The organism is Sulfurisphaera tokodaii str. 7 (genome assembly GCF_000011205.1).
Lineage (GTDB): Archaea > Thermoproteota > Thermoprotei_A > Sulfolobales > Sulfolobaceae > Sulfurisphaera > Sulfurisphaera tokodaii.
On the sequence record NC_003106.2, the window covers coordinates 1,890,546 to 1,905,038 of the forward strand.

Genomic DNA, 14,493 nt, shown 5'->3' on the forward strand with positions numbered 1-14,493 from the left:
AAACAATGTCAAGCCTAGAGGAATACTTAAAAAAGAAGGGATTTCAACTCGTTAATGATGGAAAAACAGAAAAAATCATAATGGATGACTATGAGTTCTATATAGAGAATAACAGTATAAGATTACCAATACCTTTACCAACTGGAAAAGAGTCATTAGATGATTTAGTTTCTATGGGTATTAAGTATGCAAGAGCATCAAGAATATCGCAAGGTTTAGGCGCACCTCTAGAATATGAAATTTCTGGTAATGTATTGTTTATAATAAAGACGTTTAATGATAGAAAAGATTTAGAAGAAAAGTTAATTAAAGCGTTAGAAGGAATAGAGAGTTTGAGGTACTTTTTATGAGCTACGATTATATAGTCTCTCAGTATTTAGCTTATATAAAAGATATAACATTGGAAGGTTGTAAAGCTGAAGAAATATTCGATTATTTCAAGGATAAGTTAAATATAGTTAGTAAAGAAGGTTGTGATAAACCATATATAAAGGTGTACAAAAATAATAGGTTATATTTCTCTTATTATGGAATTCCTGCAATTAATGAGTTTTGGCCCTTTTTAAATGCTCTAGTTAGAATATCTAATAATGTAATACAGCTTGATGAAAAAGAAAAAGAATTAGCAGCTAACATTCGCGGTAATATAAAATTATTTGTAACACCAGATTGTACTAAATGCCCTATAGCAGCTGAATTATTATATCAACTTCCTATACTTAATAGTAATATTAGCTTAGAAATTATTGATGTAACTACTTATGATGATTTAGGGAAGAAACATAGGGTTTTGAATGTTCCTAAGATTGTACTAAATGAAAAAACAGAGATACCAGGTAGTTTTCCTCCTACTATAATATTAAAAATGTTAGCTAAGGGTAGCGAACAACATTAATTTTCATTTCTTTTGCTATTTTTTCCACATTTTCGTCAGATGTAATTAACTTAGCAGATAATTCTTGAGCAACTAAAAGTGATTCAGAGTCTGCTTCATCTAAACCATAAATTTTAACTGGCTTATGAGAATAAGCCCTTATCCAAATTTTATCGTAAACTAATGGATTTATCCCCTTTTTTAGAGCCTTAGATAAGGTAAGAGTAGTAACGACTAATTTTTTATCTTTATATTTTTCCACCAAATCCTTAAGATAATCTAAGGAACTAAATGTTATTACTACAAAGTCAGCCATAATTAAACTATATAAATAAATATGTTAATAAATTTGTGGAGATAAAATGTCACAAACAGTAACTGATCCCTTAGAAAAATTAACCTCACCAGAAAACATACAGAGACTATCAAAATTAGTCGACTCTTTACCTACTATAGAGAAACTAATGGATAAACTAGGTGAATTAGATAAGAAAGGTGAATTAGATCAATTAATTGCATTAACTGACCAAGCAATTTCACTTATAGATGCTGTTCAGAAGGCTGACTTAATAAATGCACTAATATCATTCGGAATGGACCAAATAACAAAAATACAAGCAATATGGCCACTAATAGAAAAACTAACAAGCGATAGAGCACTAAACCTTATTCAAAGCCTTGATGTAGATTCTCTTCTCACTGCTACTGAAAAATCATTACCTTTACTTCAGAAGCTTACTAGTGATAAAGCACTCAAAGTTATTGAAAGCCTAGACATAGACTCACTACTAGGAGCAACAGAAAAACTAACACCAATACTACAAAAACTAACCAGCGACAAAGCACTAAAACTACTAGAACAAATAGACATTGATAATTTGCTTGATACTACTGAAAAGATGATCCCATTATTAAATAAAATTGCCAATATGACAGCAGAAATGCAAAAAAGAGGGCAACTTGATATGTTAATCAATTTAATGCAACAGTCTATTGATTTACTAGATGCTGTTCAGAAGGCTGACTTAATAAATGCACTAATATCATTCGGAATGGACCAAATAACAAAAATACAAGCAATATGGCCACTAATAGAAAAACTAACAAGCGATAGAGCAGTTTCATTACTACAGTCCTTAGATATAGACAGTTTGCTTAATGCAACAGAGAGATTAATGCCTTTACTTCAGAAGCTTACTAGTGATAAAGCACTCAAAGTTATTGAAAGCCTAGACATAGACTCACTACTAGGAGCAACAGAAAAACTAACACCAATACTACAAAAACTAACCAGCGACAAAGCACTAAAACTACTAGAACAAATAGACATTGACTCTACGTTAAATGCACTTCTCGCATTAACACCTCTACTAAAGCAATTAACAAGTGAAAAGACTGTAAAATTACTTTCTCAAGTAGATATGACATCAATGCTTGCCTTATTAGAGAGAATGGCTGAGTTACAAAAAGCTGGAGTTCTAGATAAATTAATGAAAGTCTTTGAGGTATTGGGAGATCCACAATTAATAGATGGTTTAGTCATGATTACACAGAAGATGGGTATTGCATTAAAGATGTGGATTAATGATTTGCCTAGTGTTAAACCAGTAAGCACATTTGGATTAGTAGGAGCTTTAGGAAATAAGGATACAAGCTATGCAATAGGTGCATTAGTAAAGTTTGCTGAGGATTTAGGAAAAGCCTTGAAGCAATAAGTTAATCTCGTTTTTAACTTTTTCAATTTTTTCTTTTTCTGAAAAAGTTTTTGCCTCTATCTCTTCTCTTTTCCCTTCAAGACCAAGTAAGAAGGAAACCATACATTCAGACGACATTTTCCCATACCCCCCACCTCCATATCCAATTACCTTAGAGTTTAAGGAAATCCTTCTAACCTTTAAACCGAGAAGATTATAAGAGTTACAAGATAAATTAAGGGATTTTAAACCATCATCCTTATGTCCGTCCACTCCACCAACTATGAGTATATAAGTCGGATTAAAATCTGGTACAATCTCTAAAATTCGCAAAGCCTCCTCAAAAACATCATCGCCAGAATATAAAGGAAGCTGAACGTTATAGTTTAACCCCTTACCATCACCAATACCTCTTTCTTCTATTTTCCCCGTTCCAGGGAAAAATTTACCGTCATACGCAAAAATATTTATTTTAAGAATTGACTTGTCGTAAAGATACTCTTGTAAACCATTACCATGATGAGCATCAACATCAATTATAGCAACTCTTTCACCTTTTTCGAGCAAAGCTAATGCGGTAAATGCGACATCATTGATTGGACAAAATCCCATAGCCCTTTGCCGTAACGCGTGATGAAATCCACCTAATGGTATATAAATTTTTTCAATAAATCTAGAGTATTTTATTGCAGTAATTGATGCTCCTAAGACTAACAATACATCATCTATCATTCCCGGATAATGAATTGTATCCCCACCGTCAAGAAAACCAATATAGGGTAACTTGCTTACTTCTTCAATTTTCTTAACGTAGCTCTCGTCATGTATCTTTAAAAGATCGTCTATTGTAGCTTTTTCTGGCTTTATTTCAATAAAATTAAGCTTTTGCCTTGCTATTTCTATGAATCTTCTAATCCTTTCTTTTGCTATATCCTTAATCATTGGATGGGAAAATGCTATTTCTTTAAATTTATCATCCCATACAATACCCAGCATTTCAGATCATCTTCTTTAAGTCTTCAAGTTTAATCTCTTCCCCCTCTTTGAAAATTGGTTTCCTAAATACTCTTATCATTGGAGGAGTATTATAACCTAATACAACTTCAATAAATGAACTTCCACAAATAGGTTTATTGGATAGCACTTTAAATGAAGCTTCAAATTCCCAGTTCCTTATTAACCCTTTCTTTCCTTCAAACATTATTACATTTTTCCTCTTAACCTTATAAGGATAACCTAGATTAAAATCTAGAAAAGATAAGGAACCGTCCCAGTCTCCAATTATTCCCCCATAACAACCGAAAGGAAAACTGGTGTTTAGCAATCCACCACAACAACCTACGCCATAATAATTTCCAGCTTCAGAATAATCTAAAATCCTAACATCAAAGTAGTCCTTTTCAACACTTATAACTTGACCAACCGAAGAACTTCTATATCTTTTTATTGAAGGAAATTTAAACGTAATACCTTCTATGTGTGCATGCTTAAAATCTCCAGCAGTATAAGGTGATTCTAAAAATTTACCAATTTTTTCACCTTCCTTTATCTCACTACCTTCTTCTAGATATGGCTCTACATGAAGAACCTTTATTCTCTTCCCATTACTGTTTATATACATTACCACATCATAATCTATTTTTGTATACTTATTTGGCCTTCCTATTTTAACTTTCTCTATTTTTTCTATAATACCAGAAAATGGTGAATAAAAATTCTCTTGGTCTGGCGAACTAAGATCAATAGCCTTTATCTTAACGTGTGATGGAAAACCACTAGAGAAAAAACTTAAAAGACTACCTTTTAAGATCTTCATTGCTTTTGCTCGAAGCGTTTTATTAACGTAGGAAGTCTACTTTGCTTTATAGCTTGTAATGTTTTTTCTCTTGAAGGATACCATGGTATGTTCCTAAATTCCATGTTAGGTCTCTCATTAGAGTAGGGTCTATTACAGCCGGGGCAACCAGAGGTCATAAATGCCGGGGCTAACTCATCAATTGATAAGTCAGATGGAATATCAACATCTAATAAGATGCCTTTTTCATCGAATTTAAATGCTGAATAATCCACCAAATCATTTTCTATTAACCATCTTGCTATTTGCATTCTCCTATAAACGTTAACGGGGGCTGGTTTTACTTTCTCCATAGGAGTTCCTTGTTCTGGATAAAATGCAAATAATGTAATTTTTGCACCCCTTGAATGAGCATACCACATAATGTCTACAGCTTCTTTTTCAGTTTCTCCTAAACCAATAATAAGATGTATTCCAGCATTTCCTTTTCCAAATACTTCGACTGCCTCATCAATACCTTGTAGATATCTTTCCCAACTATGCATACTCCTAACTTTTTTACCCCTAGTTTCTTCAAACACTCTTTTACTAGCTGCATCTATGGCAACATCTACCATATCTCCTCCGGCTTTTCTCATCTCTATTAAATGATGTTTAAATGTATACGTTGGTGTTATTAATTCTGAGATAGATAACTCAATTCCTGCCTCTCTTATTCTTCTAGTGATTTCTATAGAATCTTGCGCAGCCTTAGGATGGGCTAATTGACCTACACATATTCTTTGTAAACCATATCTTGGATCTCCTTGTCTCTCCTTAATTTTCTTTATTACATCATCTAATCTGCGTAATGGCCATTCTACTCTTATTAACGTCTTACACTCAGGACCTTGAGCTACTTCTCTAGCTTGTCCACAATAAGAACAATTGGCTTTACATCCATCTGGATAGTACTGTAATAAGTTTATTGTTGTATTTAGCGCATTATGTAAAAAAACACCTGGACTAAAACCTAATACCATATCCGCTCCGAAACTTAACCTTACCCAATCTGGACTACTTACCATTCTTAACATTTAAATCACCCCTAAAACATCAAAAATAACATTTCCACAACATGCATTACTAAAAATAATTTCCCTTTTATTTCTTGCATATGGAATAACCTCTTCTTCTGGGAAGGCTATCCCATCAATATCATAATCTACTGCAAATTTATCAACCTCAAGATAAGCAGAACCTCTTGGTCTTGCACATCCTAACATAACTGGAACTGAGAATTCATCTCTAGCTTTCCTTAATGCTGCTATCAGTTCTTGTGGAGTAGGTTGTCTTGTATTTCTAGTTCCTACTAATGGCATTAAGCCAACTATAATTACTGTATCTGGATTAACTTCCTTCAAAAGCTCTATTGCATGTAGATCTCCGTCAATTCCTTTTCTACTTAAACCAACAATTACGTGAGGTGCAATTTTTATTCCAGCTGACTTCAAATACTTAAATGAATTTAGATAATCATCCACGGTAAAAGGTTGTTTTAACACATCTCTTATAGTTTCATTATCACCAACCATATCAAGTAATGCTATCTTTACTCCAGCTTTTGCAAACTTTTCTGCTATTTCTGGATTTCTAACTACACCAGTATGCGCAATGAAAGTTAATTTATTTGCATAATTACTTAATAAATCTGAATAACGCCAAATTGGTACTTCTCCCCTAACAGACGAGCCTCCAGATAATATTAGTCCCCTATGTCCTTCTTTTATAACTTTTTCTAAAACATTTTTCATTTTTTCTCTGGTAGATGCATCCTCCATGCCTTCTAAAATACGTCTATTACAATGATCACAGTTAAAAGCACATGCTGTCCCAGTAACTGATACCATCCTCCAACCGTTCTCTGAATTAAGGTAATCTGTCTCATATTTCTTTAACGCTGGTGCATAAAGATATAATTTTCTCATTTTGACAAGACCTCCTTGAATAAATTGATAAGATCATCAGCAGTTATACCAATTATCTTAACGCCTTTATACCAATCCTTAATTTCTCTTTCTATATCCTCGACTCTAGACCATTTTAGTCTTGCCTCTAAGTCATAAATTGCTCTTCTAGGCTCAATGAAGAAATCTCCAGTTATGAGCACAGCTTCTATCATTTTATCTCCTGCCATTTTAACTTGAAGTTTAATGAGACCTCCTTGGAATTTCTTCTCAATATATTTAATATCACCTTCAAGTGATTTCCTTAGATTGTAGATCCAATCTGGAGAGGAATATTTCATTCTAAGTTCTGAAATTAATCTCTTTTCATCTTCCGTGTAAGTTGAGTCCTCTAATTTCACATTTAAAGATTCTTCAAAAGATTGTTTTGCTAAGCTTATAATTTGACTCATCTCCACGTTATTACCTAATTCCCTGTTTACCCATGTCAGTCTATCTCTAAAGTCCTTAGCTAATTTATCTCTCAATTTCTCTGATGTAAGCCTTAACACAGAAACCATTGCTTCTGCATCAAAATCTACTAGAATAGTTCCAGTAACTGCTATATATTTACCTTGTGAAAAGGCTCCAATACCAGAGATTTTTCTGCCATTTACTTCTACGTCATTTTTAGGCCTGAAATTAGCTTTTATACCAAGTTTTTCTAAGGTTTTTATTACACCTTCGGCTCCTCTTCTTATTGCCTCTTCTGGAGTGTAACCGAGATGTGAGGCTTCTGCGTAAATTTCCCAACCTAATTGTTCTTTTCCCATTATAATTGCTCCTCCACCAGTAGGTCTTCTTCCTATATCCCAACCTCTTTTCTTTACTTCCTCTATGTTGACTTCTTGCTCTACCGCTTGATGGTAACCAATTAAAACGGCCGTCGGATCAAATATTACAAACCTAAGAATAGGTGGTGCACCGTTACTTACACTTTCTAATAATGCTTCTTCTCCAGCCAATATTAGATCCTGAGGTCCTCGCTCTACAATAAATCTAAATGTAGTCATCCTTAAGAAATAAAGTTATTTTATTTATTTAAAGATTTCTATTAGGAGAAAACAAGGGTAATTTATAGAAATAACGAGAGAAGAAAATTGTACTATAACCTTAATTTTTTTAAATAACCCTTAACGTTTTAAACTTTGAGAAATTTTTAAATATTAAAAAAGATAAGGTATTTTATGATGAAAGAAAAACTAGAGTCCAAAAAAGATGAAATTAGATGTTGTTATAAAATTACAGATACAGATGTAGCTGTTTTACTAAAGATGGTAGAAATAGAGAAACCTATAACCTCTGAAGAATTAGCTGATATTTTCAAGCTAAGTAAGACTACTGTAGAAAATAGCTTAAAGAAATTGATAGAACTAGGTCTTGTTGTTAGGACTAAAACAGAAGGAAAGAAAATTGGAAGACCAAAGTATTACTACTCTATTTCATCAAATATTCTAGAGAAAATAAGAAATGACTTGCTTAACTGCGCAAAAAGAATGGAATTAGCAGCCACCTAGTTTAACGTCTTTAATTTCTTTACTATCTTCTCCTTTTTCAATAATCATTAAATAAACACCATTTTGATTTGTAAGTTCTATAATCTTGCAATTCATTAAGTTTATGGCTTCTTTAATCATATCAACACATTTAGGATCTTTAAATAATACCTTTACAGACCCTGATTTAATACTCATTAATTTGGCTACTGTTTTCATAAAAGGTTCAGGGCATTCTGCGTTAGTTGCATCAACAACTTCCATAACTTACATTAAGAGTGCAAACTTAAAAATGTATTTACTTTTTTAATGAATATGAAAGTTGTTTGCCCCGTGTGTAACAGGCTCTTTGAAGCCGAATGTACACCATATAAGGTAACGTTTAATGAGATTGTATACTATTTTGACACGGAGATATGTCAATTGGCTTTTATGAGAGAGCCAGAAAAATTTGTTTTTAACTGCCAAAAGAAGAACGAATAAATGAAGGAAGAGTATTGATGAACATTTCTGAACATTTCTTAAAATCTTCAGTAAGTTTTTTCATCAGCTCTTCTTTATCTAGAGCTTTGTAGAGGTATTTTGGTCTTCCTCCTTTATTTGACTGAACTTTTTCTCTTTCAATAAAACCTAAAGAAACCAGTTTATTAAGACTTCTATTTACAGAAGCTTTAGATAACTTTAGCATTTCTACTAATTCATCTTCAGTTATAGTTTTCTTTTCAATAACTGTTTGTAATACTTTAAACTCTGTATCTGAAATATCATAACAAAAAGTTAATGCATCTATTAATTTAGCCTCTTTTCCTGAGGGCAAGGTTATTCTTTCTGTTTCTAGTTGCATATAAAATATTTCATAAATCATATATTTAAATTTTATCAAAAAAAGTTTTTTAGCAAAAAGAGATTAAGCCCAATAACCTTTGTTAATATCTTCTATTTTTGTAAAAAGGGCAATTTGGAAATACCTAAATGCCTCTACTGTAAATTTTATAGCATTTTGATCATCAAACTGAGATATTTTATTTATAAGCTCATTAAAAAACCTAGATAAATCATTATAAGTTGACTTATCTAAGTCTGAATATTGAGATAAATCTAACGCTTTTATTATCTCATCTTTTGTTCTAGCACTCTTAACCTTATCATAAATAATCATTACTATCCCTCTTCCTCCTTGCTTACCAAACAGCGCTTCTTGAGGATTTCTCAGCCATCTAGCGTATGTTGCAGCTAATTTCTTAGCCTCGTTTTCAATAGACACAATTTATAATTAGAATAAAAAGTATTAAAATATAATTATGAAAGCATTACTTTTAATGTCTGGTGGACTAGACTCTTCTTCAGCTGCTTATTACTACACGAGAAGGGGACTTGATTTTGATTGCCTATTCATAAACTATGGACAAAGATCAGCAAGAATGCAATTGAGAAGCAGTAAAATTATTTGTGAAAAATTAAATAAGAAGTTATTAGTAGCTGATATAAGAAAAATTAGAGAATTATTTATATCTGATATCTGGTTAAAGCCACACGAACCAATAACTCACAGAAATTTAGTAATAATACCAATTGCAATTGCTTTTGCCAAAGAAAAGGGATATGAAGAGATTATAATTGCTAGCGTTAAAGAAGATTGTGAATATGAACAAAATAGAATAGAGATAATTAAAGAACTTAAAAATTTGGGAGAAATTCTAAAAGTAAAAGTCTCAACACCTTTTGCTGGTATGCCAAAGTCATTTCTACTTAAGCTAGGTGTTTCGGCTGGATTAGATCCTTCCTTGACTTATTCTTGCCTTTTAGGTCATAAATATCATTGCGGACAATGTAGTCAATGTTTAAAAAGAAAAGAAGCGTTTAAAAGCGCAAACATCCAAGATCCTACAAAATACCTAAATCTTTCTTAATCTTCTTAGGGAATTAATTAAGGAAGACATATCCTTACTAATTAAATAAGGACTATATCTCGAACAGTCTCTAAATCTTTCTATGCATACTACCTTTATTCTTGAATCGTAAAATCTTGCTGAGAGCAAATCTAAGGGAGATGAACCGATTGTTATTACATTTAATGGATCCCAGTTAGTCCTTCTAAATAATTCTTCATAGGGAGCTTTTGAAGGCTTAGTCTTACCATTATTACTAATAAAGGGAAAATTAAGCTCTAGTTTGTTAACTATCTCTTTTGTAGTTTTTTCATCATATGGAGAAAGTAAATAAATCTCATCACGTATATTTAATAGTTCTTTCCAATCCTCAAATGTTTCAGTTGTAATAGGAATATCTGTTATAGGTGTGCCCTTGTAGATATTATATAAAATATCGGTTAGGTCTATCTTTAGGATTACTCCATCGATCCAAACGGCGTATTTCATTAATTAATAATAAAAGTTAATAAGATTAAATTTTATACTTTAACTCATGCAAGTAGAAGGTTTTGAATTTCCAGATGAGCTTTATTACTACCCAGAAGAACATGTATGGGTAAAAATTGAAGGAGACATGGTTACTGTAGGTATAACATCACTTGGTCAATATATGGCTGGTAAAATATTTCAAGTTACAACTAAAAATAAAGGGGAAAAAGTAACTCCTAAAAGTGTAATTTTCACATTAGAATCTGCTAAGTGGATTGGAAAATTTAGATTACCCGTAGAAGGAGAAATAGTTGACATTAATGATGAAGTTGTAAAAAATCCAACTCTGATTAACGAAAAACCATATGATGCATGGATAGTTAAAATAAAAGGAGACATAAAGAAGGAAAAATTACTCCCAGTATCTGAGGCTGTTAAAATATTTGAAAATGACGCTAAAAGAGTAATTAGATAATTAATTTAAATTTCTTTTTCGAGCAAAACATTTTTATTATATTTCTTAGATATAGTAGAAGAGAGGGTTAAATATGGCAAATGTCTCAAATTGTGAAATTCCAGAAAATTTATTATATTTCATAGAAGGTAAGAATACTGTATGGGCAAAACAAGAAGCCCCAGATGTCATAGTAGTAGGAATAACTGATATTGCACAAACAATGGCTGGTAAGGTAGTTAAGGTTAGATTAAAGAAAAAGGGAACTAAAGTTGAAAGGGGTAAACCAGTAGCTACAATGGAGAGCGGAAAGTGGGCTGGACCAGTCCCAGCACCAGCAAGTGGAGAAATTATTGATGTAAATCCAGATGTCGAGAAAAACCCGGTTTTAGTTAATCAAGATCCTTACGGAAAGGGATGGTTAGTAAAGATGAAAGTTAACAATCCAGAAGAGCTTAAGCAATTGGTTACTGGAAGCGCAGCAGTATCTAAATTAACTGAACTGATTAATAGTGAGAAACTACAGTGCAAGAGGCTATGAAATGTCCTGGAGGTTTATTTCCCTCCCTCCTCAAGACGGCTATCATATGGTAACATCTTTTGTAGCTGTAGCTGATTATGTCTCAAGAGGAGGGAAAAACACACTTTTAGTTTTTTACTCTGATAAACCTTTTGTTAATGTTGGAGTTCATCAAGAAGTATGGCTAGAAGTAAACCTTGAATTTACTAAGAAAATGGGTATTCCTGTAGTTAGAAGAGATCTTGGCGGTGGAACAGTAGTTATTACACCCGGAGAACATGATTACTTTATTGTAGTAAAAGCCGATGAAGCACCTTCTAGTCCTAAAGCACTTTATGAAAAATACCTTACCCCAGTTGTAAATGTGTTAAAATCTTACGGTATTAACGCACAGCTTAGAGATCAGGATATAGTAGTAAACGGTAAGAAAATTAGTGGAAATGGCGCAATGACCTATAATAAGGCAGTTGTTATTACTGGTAATATTTTACTTAGCCTTGATGTAGATTTAATAAGTAAATGTATTAGAGTACCTACAGAAAAATTCAGAGATAAAATGGCTAAAGAAATGAGTGACTGGCTAACAAGCCTGGAAAAAGAATTAGGATATATTCCACCTAGGGAAGAGATTAATAAAAAGTTAAAAGAAGAATTTGAAAAATCTTTAGGAGTTAAGTTTGAAGAGGCTAATTTAACACCAGAGGAAATAGAACTTTGGGACAGATTAGCTAAAGAGAAGATGAATGAAGAGTGGATTTATTACAAAGATAATAGACATCCAGAATTACATACAGAAAGATGTGTTAAAATTAATAGTGCTGTTGCTTTATGTCACCTAGATTATAAAGCAAGAAAACTAGTTAGGATTACAGTAAAAATAGTAAATAAGAAATTTGATGAAGTTTCTATTTCAGGTGACTTCTTTATAATGTCTCCGAAAGACTTTTTAGAGTATTTAGAAGATTCGTTAAAAGGAGCTAGCGTCTCTGATTTTGAAAAAATTATAAGAAAAGTGTTTGAAGAAAAGAAACCAGTAATATTTGGTTTTACCGCAGACGATCTAGTTAATGCGTTTAAAGAAATCTTAAATAAACCAGAAGTTCAAGAAGTTATATAGATAAGACAGCTAATATTTCTCTTTCACCTACACTTCCTAATAACGACAAAGCATCCACAACAGGAAGGAACCCGATATTTTTCTCAGCCATGAGTAATCTAGCAGTCTCTAGAGATGAATCTGGAGTAACTTTGTAAACATTTAATGTCATATACCCTTCAGCTTTAACGCTTGTTAAGTCCCTTTTTGCCAGTAACGCTCTTCCTATATCTTTTGCTGATATTACACCTATAGGTCTTTTTTCATCTACTATTACTGCATGTCTTTGCCAGTAAGATTTCATAAAATCGGCGATGTCTGATAATTTAGTTTCTTTAGTTGCAACTAATGGGTCAACATTCATTACGTCCCCTACCTTCACATCTCCTTTAACTTTACAATGCCTAATTAAGTCCCTTTCGGTAACGATTCCTACAATTCTAACTCCATCACCCACAACTAATGAGCCTATTCCCTCACTTGTCATAATTCTACAAGCCTCTTTTATGTCTGAAGTAGGTGTTATGAAAACAATATCCTTATTCATTATCTCTTCTACTGTCCCATCAATTTTTCTCCAATTGTAAATAATATCGCGTATAGTTATGATTCCGTCTTTTTCAACTAGAAGCCTCCTTATGTTGTTATTAATCATAATTTCCAAGGCTTTAAAAATAGAAGTACCTTTAGTTACATAAATCACATCTTTTGTCATAATATCTCTGATTAACATTAGATAGCCCTCTGTGGATTTACACCGTGAGCCCTAAAACACTCTTCTACTGATACATATTTCCATAATGCTTCTGGTTTATAACATTCTAATGCTGGATTCTCAGTTTCTTTCTGTTGTTGAGTAACCATCATGTTAAATCCCAGATAACATTATATTTTAAAAAAGAAAAAAATTTTACTCATATGAAAGTAAAAGTTGGAAACCTCGATTTAGAGATTGTTGGCGAAATTGAACTTAATGGGAAGACTTATAAGATTGTTGAAGTACCTAGTGCTGACGACTTTAAGGGATTTCCTCCATCATGGGAAACAATAAAGAATTCCATGCTCAGCTGGAGACCTTATTTTAAGGGAAAGATGTTAGATGTTGATGGAAAACTAATTCCTATAGTTAATGATGAATACGTATTATACCTTGATGAGGAAATGTACGAGTTACTTTTGGATTTGTATTATACTTTTAAAGTTAATAAGCCTCCTATTGAAGTGAACGTTAGTACAGTAGTTACAAGACAAATAGAGAATTATGAGGCAAAAATAAATAGAAATTTAGATCCAGAAGAGAAAACACATTTATATTTAAGATATTCAATCGAATTAGCAATTTTAAAGGATTTAGGGATGATATCATGATAACTTTTACCGTTGAAGGAATTTTAGAGGGGGATAAAGTAAAAGTAAGCGTAAAAGATACTGAATTTACTATAGGCTTACTAGGTTCTGATTATCCAACACCAGAAGAAGTTTTACTTGCTTCAGCCTTATCTTGTCTCATGCTAACAGTTTACTACGTTGCTAATGAAAAAGGGCTAAGAATTGAGAAGATGAACGGATATATTGAAGGGAATCTAGATCCTAAAGGCTTTCAAGGAGATCCTAATATACCTCCCGGTTTTCTTGATATATCCTATGAAATTGAAGTAAAAGCTGATAACAAAGAGCTATTGGAAAAAGTATTAGAAGAATCTGAGAGGAGGTGTCCTCTTAAAGACACACTAACGAGAAGTATTAAAGTTAATGTGAAATGGAAGGTAATTTAAAACTTTTTAATTTAAAAAATTAAATTATAATTATGATGGTAGAAGAAGAGCTCCTTAAACCTGGTGAAAATGAACTTAAAGAAATGCAACCATATATTTTCAATCTCATAGATCAATTAAATAATATATTAGTACAAAATGAAGATTTACTAACACAAAACGGGCTTGCAAGAAGAATATCAGTAACTCTCTCTATAATGACACTCCACAGATATAATCCAGATATTTTCATGAAAGAGGTATGGGATGACGTTCTACAAATAGTAGAAGAACTAAAAAAGATACCACAAGTTGCTAATCAATTGAATGATTTACTCGCTGACATAGAAAAATTGAACGAACTTAAAAAACAAGCTGGAATATGATTTTTTATTCTTTTCTTGTTTTATTTTATTTATAAACTCTACTAACTAAGGATCCTTCTATTACTAAAATCTAAGGAAT

23 protein-coding genes are annotated in these 14,493 nt (G+C 32.3%); 11 read left to right on the forward strand and 12 right to left on the reverse strand.

Going from position 1 to position 14,493, the window contains the following annotated elements; all coding sequences use genetic code 11:
* Positions 1–5 precede the first annotated feature (5 nt).
* Together STK_RS10455 and STK_RS10460 are read left to right on the forward strand one after the other, a co-directional pair.
* Positions 6–350 carry a hypothetical protein gene (locus STK_RS10455; protein WP_010979949.1) on the forward strand — a complete coding sequence of 115 codons (345 nt, stop codon included), beginning with the start codon at positions 6–8 and terminating at the stop codon, positions 348–350.
* Positions 347–895 (forward strand): thioredoxin family protein, encoded by a 549-nt coding sequence (locus tag STK_RS10460; RefSeq protein ID WP_010979950.1) that lies wholly within the window; start codon positions 347–349, stop codon positions 893–895. Before STK_RS10455 ends, STK_RS10460 begins: the two co-directional genes overlap by 4 nt.
* Here the strand turns inward: STK_RS10460 and STK_RS10465 are convergent.
* Positions 873–1,190 (reverse strand): hypothetical protein, encoded by a 318-nt coding sequence (locus tag STK_RS10465; RefSeq protein WP_010979951.1) that lies wholly within the window; start codon positions 1,188–1,190, stop codon positions 873–875. The genes STK_RS10460 and STK_RS10465 overlap by 23 nt on opposite strands.
* Before the next feature lie 46 nt (positions 1,191–1,236).
* On the opposite strand from STK_RS10465, the gene STK_RS10470 reads away from it, so the two are divergent.
* Positions 1,237–2,589: a DUF1641 domain-containing protein gene (locus tag STK_RS10470; RefSeq protein ID WP_010979952.1), complete on the forward strand. Its 1,353-nt coding sequence runs from the start codon at positions 1,237–1,239 to the stop codon at positions 2,587–2,589.
* Here STK_RS10470 and STK_RS10475 read toward each other — a convergent pair.
* From STK_RS10475 to STK_RS10495, 5 genes are read right to left on the reverse strand one after another with little or no spacing between them, the layout of a single operon-like run.
* Complete coding sequence (locus tag STK_RS10475) at positions 2,566–3,564, reverse strand: histone deacetylase family protein (protein WP_010979953.1); 999 nt, start codon at positions 3,562–3,564, stop codon at positions 2,566–2,568. The two genes, STK_RS10470 and STK_RS10475, sit on opposite strands and share 24 nt — an antisense overlap.
* A 1-nt stretch (position 3,565) precedes the next feature.
* Positions 3,566–4,384: a hypothetical protein gene (locus STK_RS10480; protein ID WP_010979954.1), complete on the reverse strand. Its 819-nt coding sequence runs from the start codon at positions 4,382–4,384 to the stop codon at positions 3,566–3,568.
* Complete coding sequence (locus STK_RS10485) at positions 4,381–5,439, reverse strand: radical SAM protein (protein ID WP_010979955.1); 1,059 nt, start codon at positions 5,437–5,439, stop codon at positions 4,381–4,383. Before STK_RS10485 ends, STK_RS10480 begins: the two co-directional genes overlap by 4 nt.
* Complete coding sequence (locus STK_RS10490; protein ID WP_010979956.1) at positions 5,440–6,330, reverse strand: radical SAM protein; 891 nt, start codon at positions 6,328–6,330, stop codon at positions 5,440–5,442.
* Positions 6,327–7,361 (reverse strand): lipoyl protein ligase domain-containing protein, encoded by a 1,035-nt coding sequence (locus tag STK_RS10495; RefSeq protein WP_010979957.1) that lies wholly within the window; start codon positions 7,359–7,361, stop codon positions 6,327–6,329. Before STK_RS10495 ends, STK_RS10490 begins: the two co-directional genes overlap by 4 nt.
* 177 nt (positions 7,362–7,538) lie before the next feature.
* Between STK_RS10495 and STK_RS10500 the strand changes: the two genes are divergently transcribed.
* Entirely contained in the window at positions 7,539–7,865 is a 327-nt protein-coding gene (locus STK_RS10500) for a helix-turn-helix domain-containing protein (protein ID WP_052846996.1), read from the forward strand.
* On the opposite strand, the gene STK_RS10505 is transcribed toward STK_RS10500, so the two are convergent.
* From STK_RS10505 to STK_RS10515, 3 genes are all read right to left on the reverse strand, one after another.
* Entirely contained in the window at positions 7,851–8,108 is a 258-nt protein-coding gene (locus tag STK_RS10505; protein WP_010979959.1) for a sulfurtransferase TusA family protein, read from the reverse strand. The genes STK_RS10500 and STK_RS10505 overlap by 15 nt on opposite strands.
* 193 nt (positions 8,109–8,301) lie before the next feature.
* Positions 8,302–8,688: an HTH-type transcriptional regulator Lrs14 gene (gene lrs14, locus STK_RS10510; RefSeq protein WP_052846997.1), complete on the reverse strand. Its 387-nt coding sequence runs from the start codon at positions 8,686–8,688 to the stop codon at positions 8,302–8,304.
* A 63-nt stretch (positions 8,689–8,751) separates the two neighbouring features.
* Entirely contained in the window at positions 8,752–9,108 is a 357-nt protein-coding gene (locus STK_RS10515) for a hypothetical protein (protein WP_010979962.1), read from the reverse strand.
* A 37-nt stretch (positions 9,109–9,145) separates the two neighbouring features.
* Between STK_RS10515 and STK_RS10520 the strand changes: the two genes are divergently transcribed.
* Positions 9,146–9,754 (forward strand): 7-cyano-7-deazaguanine synthase, encoded by a 609-nt coding sequence (locus STK_RS10520; RefSeq protein WP_010979963.1) that lies wholly within the window; start codon positions 9,146–9,148, stop codon positions 9,752–9,754.
* Here the strand turns inward: STK_RS10520 and STK_RS10525 are convergent.
* Positions 9,740–10,222: a hypothetical protein gene (locus STK_RS10525; protein ID WP_010979964.1), complete on the reverse strand. Its 483-nt coding sequence runs from the start codon at positions 10,220–10,222 to the stop codon at positions 9,740–9,742. The genes STK_RS10520 and STK_RS10525 overlap by 15 nt on opposite strands.
* 46 nt (positions 10,223–10,268) lie before the next feature.
* On the opposite strand from STK_RS10525, the gene STK_RS10530 reads away from it, so the two are divergent.
* The 3 genes from STK_RS10530 (at position 10,269) to STK_RS10540 (ending at position 12,295) form a co-directional block, all read left to right on the forward strand.
* On the forward strand, positions 10,269–10,679 hold the full coding sequence (locus tag STK_RS10530; RefSeq protein WP_010979965.1) for a glycine cleavage system protein H: 411 nt from the start codon (positions 10,269–10,271) through the stop codon (positions 10,677–10,679).
* Between the two features lie 73 nt (positions 10,680–10,752).
* Positions 10,753–11,199, forward strand: a complete 447-nt coding sequence (locus tag STK_RS10535) for a glycine cleavage system protein H (RefSeq protein ID WP_010979966.1) — start codon at positions 10,753–10,755, stop codon at positions 11,197–11,199.
* A gap of 1 nt (position 11,200) precedes the next feature.
* Complete coding sequence (locus STK_RS10540; protein ID WP_052846669.1) at positions 11,201–12,295, forward strand: lipoate--protein ligase family protein; 1,095 nt, start codon at positions 11,201–11,203, stop codon at positions 12,293–12,295.
* Here STK_RS10540 and STK_RS10545 read toward each other — a convergent pair.
* Both STK_RS10545 and STK_RS15910 read right to left on the reverse strand, forming a co-directional pair.
* Entirely contained in the window at positions 12,288–13,007 is a 720-nt protein-coding gene (locus tag STK_RS10545) for a CBS domain-containing protein (protein ID WP_010979968.1), read from the reverse strand. The two genes, STK_RS10540 and STK_RS10545, sit on opposite strands and share 8 nt — an antisense overlap.
* Positions 13,007–13,141 carry a hypothetical protein gene (locus STK_RS15910; protein WP_269770899.1) on the reverse strand — a complete coding sequence of 45 codons (135 nt, stop codon included), beginning with the start codon at positions 13,139–13,141 and terminating at the stop codon, positions 13,007–13,009. Before STK_RS15910 ends, STK_RS10545 begins: the two co-directional genes overlap by 1 nt.
* Before the next feature lie 51 nt (positions 13,142–13,192).
* Between STK_RS15910 and STK_RS10550 the strand changes: the two genes are divergently transcribed.
* Genes STK_RS10550 through STK_RS10560 form a run of 3 tightly spaced genes read left to right on the forward strand, consistent with a single transcriptional unit; the run spans position 13,193 to position 14,414 of the window.
* Complete coding sequence (locus STK_RS10550) at positions 13,193–13,642, forward strand: hypothetical protein (protein ID WP_010979969.1); 450 nt, start codon at positions 13,193–13,195, stop codon at positions 13,640–13,642.
* Entirely contained in the window at positions 13,639–14,049 is a 411-nt protein-coding gene (locus STK_RS10555; protein WP_010979970.1) for an OsmC family protein, read from the forward strand. The genes STK_RS10550 and STK_RS10555 overlap by 4 nt, the downstream gene beginning before the upstream one ends.
* Before the next feature lie 32 nt (positions 14,050–14,081).
* Positions 14,082–14,414, forward strand: a complete 333-nt coding sequence (locus STK_RS10560) for a hypothetical protein (protein ID WP_010979971.1) — start codon at positions 14,082–14,084, stop codon at positions 14,412–14,414.
* The last annotated feature ends 79 nt before the right edge of the window (positions 14,415–14,493 follow it).

What these genes read in the sequence shown, in the direction of transcription:
- STK_RS10455 (WP_010979949.1), top strand. Translation starts at nt 6, where the DNA reads ATGTCAAGCCTAGAGGAATACTTAAAAAAGAAGGGATTTCAACTCGTT.
- STK_RS10460 (WP_010979950.1), top strand. Translation starts at nt 347, where the DNA reads ATGAGCTACGATTATATAGTCTCTCAGTATTTAGCTTATATAAAAGAT.
- STK_RS10465 (WP_010979951.1), bottom strand. Translation starts at nt 1,190, where the DNA reads ATGGCTGACTTTGTAGTAATAACATTTAGTTCCTTAGATTATCTTAAG.
- STK_RS10470 (WP_010979952.1), top strand. Translation starts at nt 1,237, where the DNA reads ATGTCACAAACAGTAACTGATCCCTTAGAAAAATTAACCTCACCAGAA.
- STK_RS10475 (WP_010979953.1), bottom strand. Translation starts at nt 3,564, where the DNA reads ATGCTGGGTATTGTATGGGATGATAAATTTAAAGAAATAGCATTTTCC.
- STK_RS10480 (WP_010979954.1), bottom strand. Translation starts at nt 4,384, where the DNA reads ATGAAGATCTTAAAAGGTAGTCTTTTAAGTTTTTTCTCTAGTGGTTTT.
- STK_RS10485 (WP_010979955.1), bottom strand. Translation starts at nt 5,439, where the DNA reads ATGTTAAGAATGGTAAGTAGTCCAGATTGGGTAAGGTTAAGTTTCGGA.
- STK_RS10490 (WP_010979956.1), bottom strand. Translation starts at nt 6,330, where the DNA reads ATGAGAAAATTATATCTTTATGCACCAGCGTTAAAGAAATATGAGACA.
- STK_RS10495 (WP_010979957.1), bottom strand. Translation starts at nt 7,361, where the DNA reads ATGACTACATTTAGATTTATTGTAGAGCGAGGACCTCAGGATCTAATA.
- STK_RS10500 (WP_052846996.1), top strand. Translation starts at nt 7,539, where the DNA reads ATGAAAGAAAAACTAGAGTCCAAAAAAGATGAAATTAGATGTTGTTAT.
- STK_RS10505 (WP_010979959.1), bottom strand. Translation starts at nt 8,108, where the DNA reads ATGGAAGTTGTTGATGCAACTAACGCAGAATGCCCTGAACCTTTTATG.
- lrs14 (WP_052846997.1), bottom strand. Translation starts at nt 8,688, where the DNA reads ATGCAACTAGAAACAGAAAGAATAACCTTGCCCTCAGGAAAAGAGGCT.
- STK_RS10520 (WP_010979963.1), top strand. Translation starts at nt 9,146, where the DNA reads ATGAAAGCATTACTTTTAATGTCTGGTGGACTAGACTCTTCTTCAGCT.
- STK_RS10525 (WP_010979964.1), bottom strand. Translation starts at nt 10,222, where the DNA reads ATGAAATACGCCGTTTGGATCGATGGAGTAATCCTAAAGATAGACCTA.
- STK_RS10530 (WP_010979965.1), top strand. Translation starts at nt 10,269, where the DNA reads ATGCAAGTAGAAGGTTTTGAATTTCCAGATGAGCTTTATTACTACCCA.
- STK_RS10535 (WP_010979966.1), top strand. Translation starts at nt 10,753, where the DNA reads ATGGCAAATGTCTCAAATTGTGAAATTCCAGAAAATTTATTATATTTC.
- STK_RS10540 (WP_052846669.1), top strand. Translation starts at nt 11,201, where the DNA reads ATGTCCTGGAGGTTTATTTCCCTCCCTCCTCAAGACGGCTATCATATG.
- STK_RS10545 (WP_010979968.1), bottom strand. Translation starts at nt 13,007, where the DNA reads ATGTTAATCAGAGATATTATGACAAAAGATGTGATTTATGTAACTAAA.
- STK_RS15910 (WP_269770899.1), bottom strand. Translation starts at nt 13,141, where the DNA reads ATGATGGTTACTCAACAACAGAAAGAAACTGAGAATCCAGCATTAGAA.
- STK_RS10550 (WP_010979969.1), top strand. Translation starts at nt 13,193, where the DNA reads ATGAAAGTAAAAGTTGGAAACCTCGATTTAGAGATTGTTGGCGAAATT.
- STK_RS10555 (WP_010979970.1), top strand. Translation starts at nt 13,639, where the DNA reads ATGATAACTTTTACCGTTGAAGGAATTTTAGAGGGGGATAAAGTAAAA.
- STK_RS10560 (WP_010979971.1), top strand. Translation starts at nt 14,082, where the DNA reads ATGATGGTAGAAGAAGAGCTCCTTAAACCTGGTGAAAATGAACTTAAA.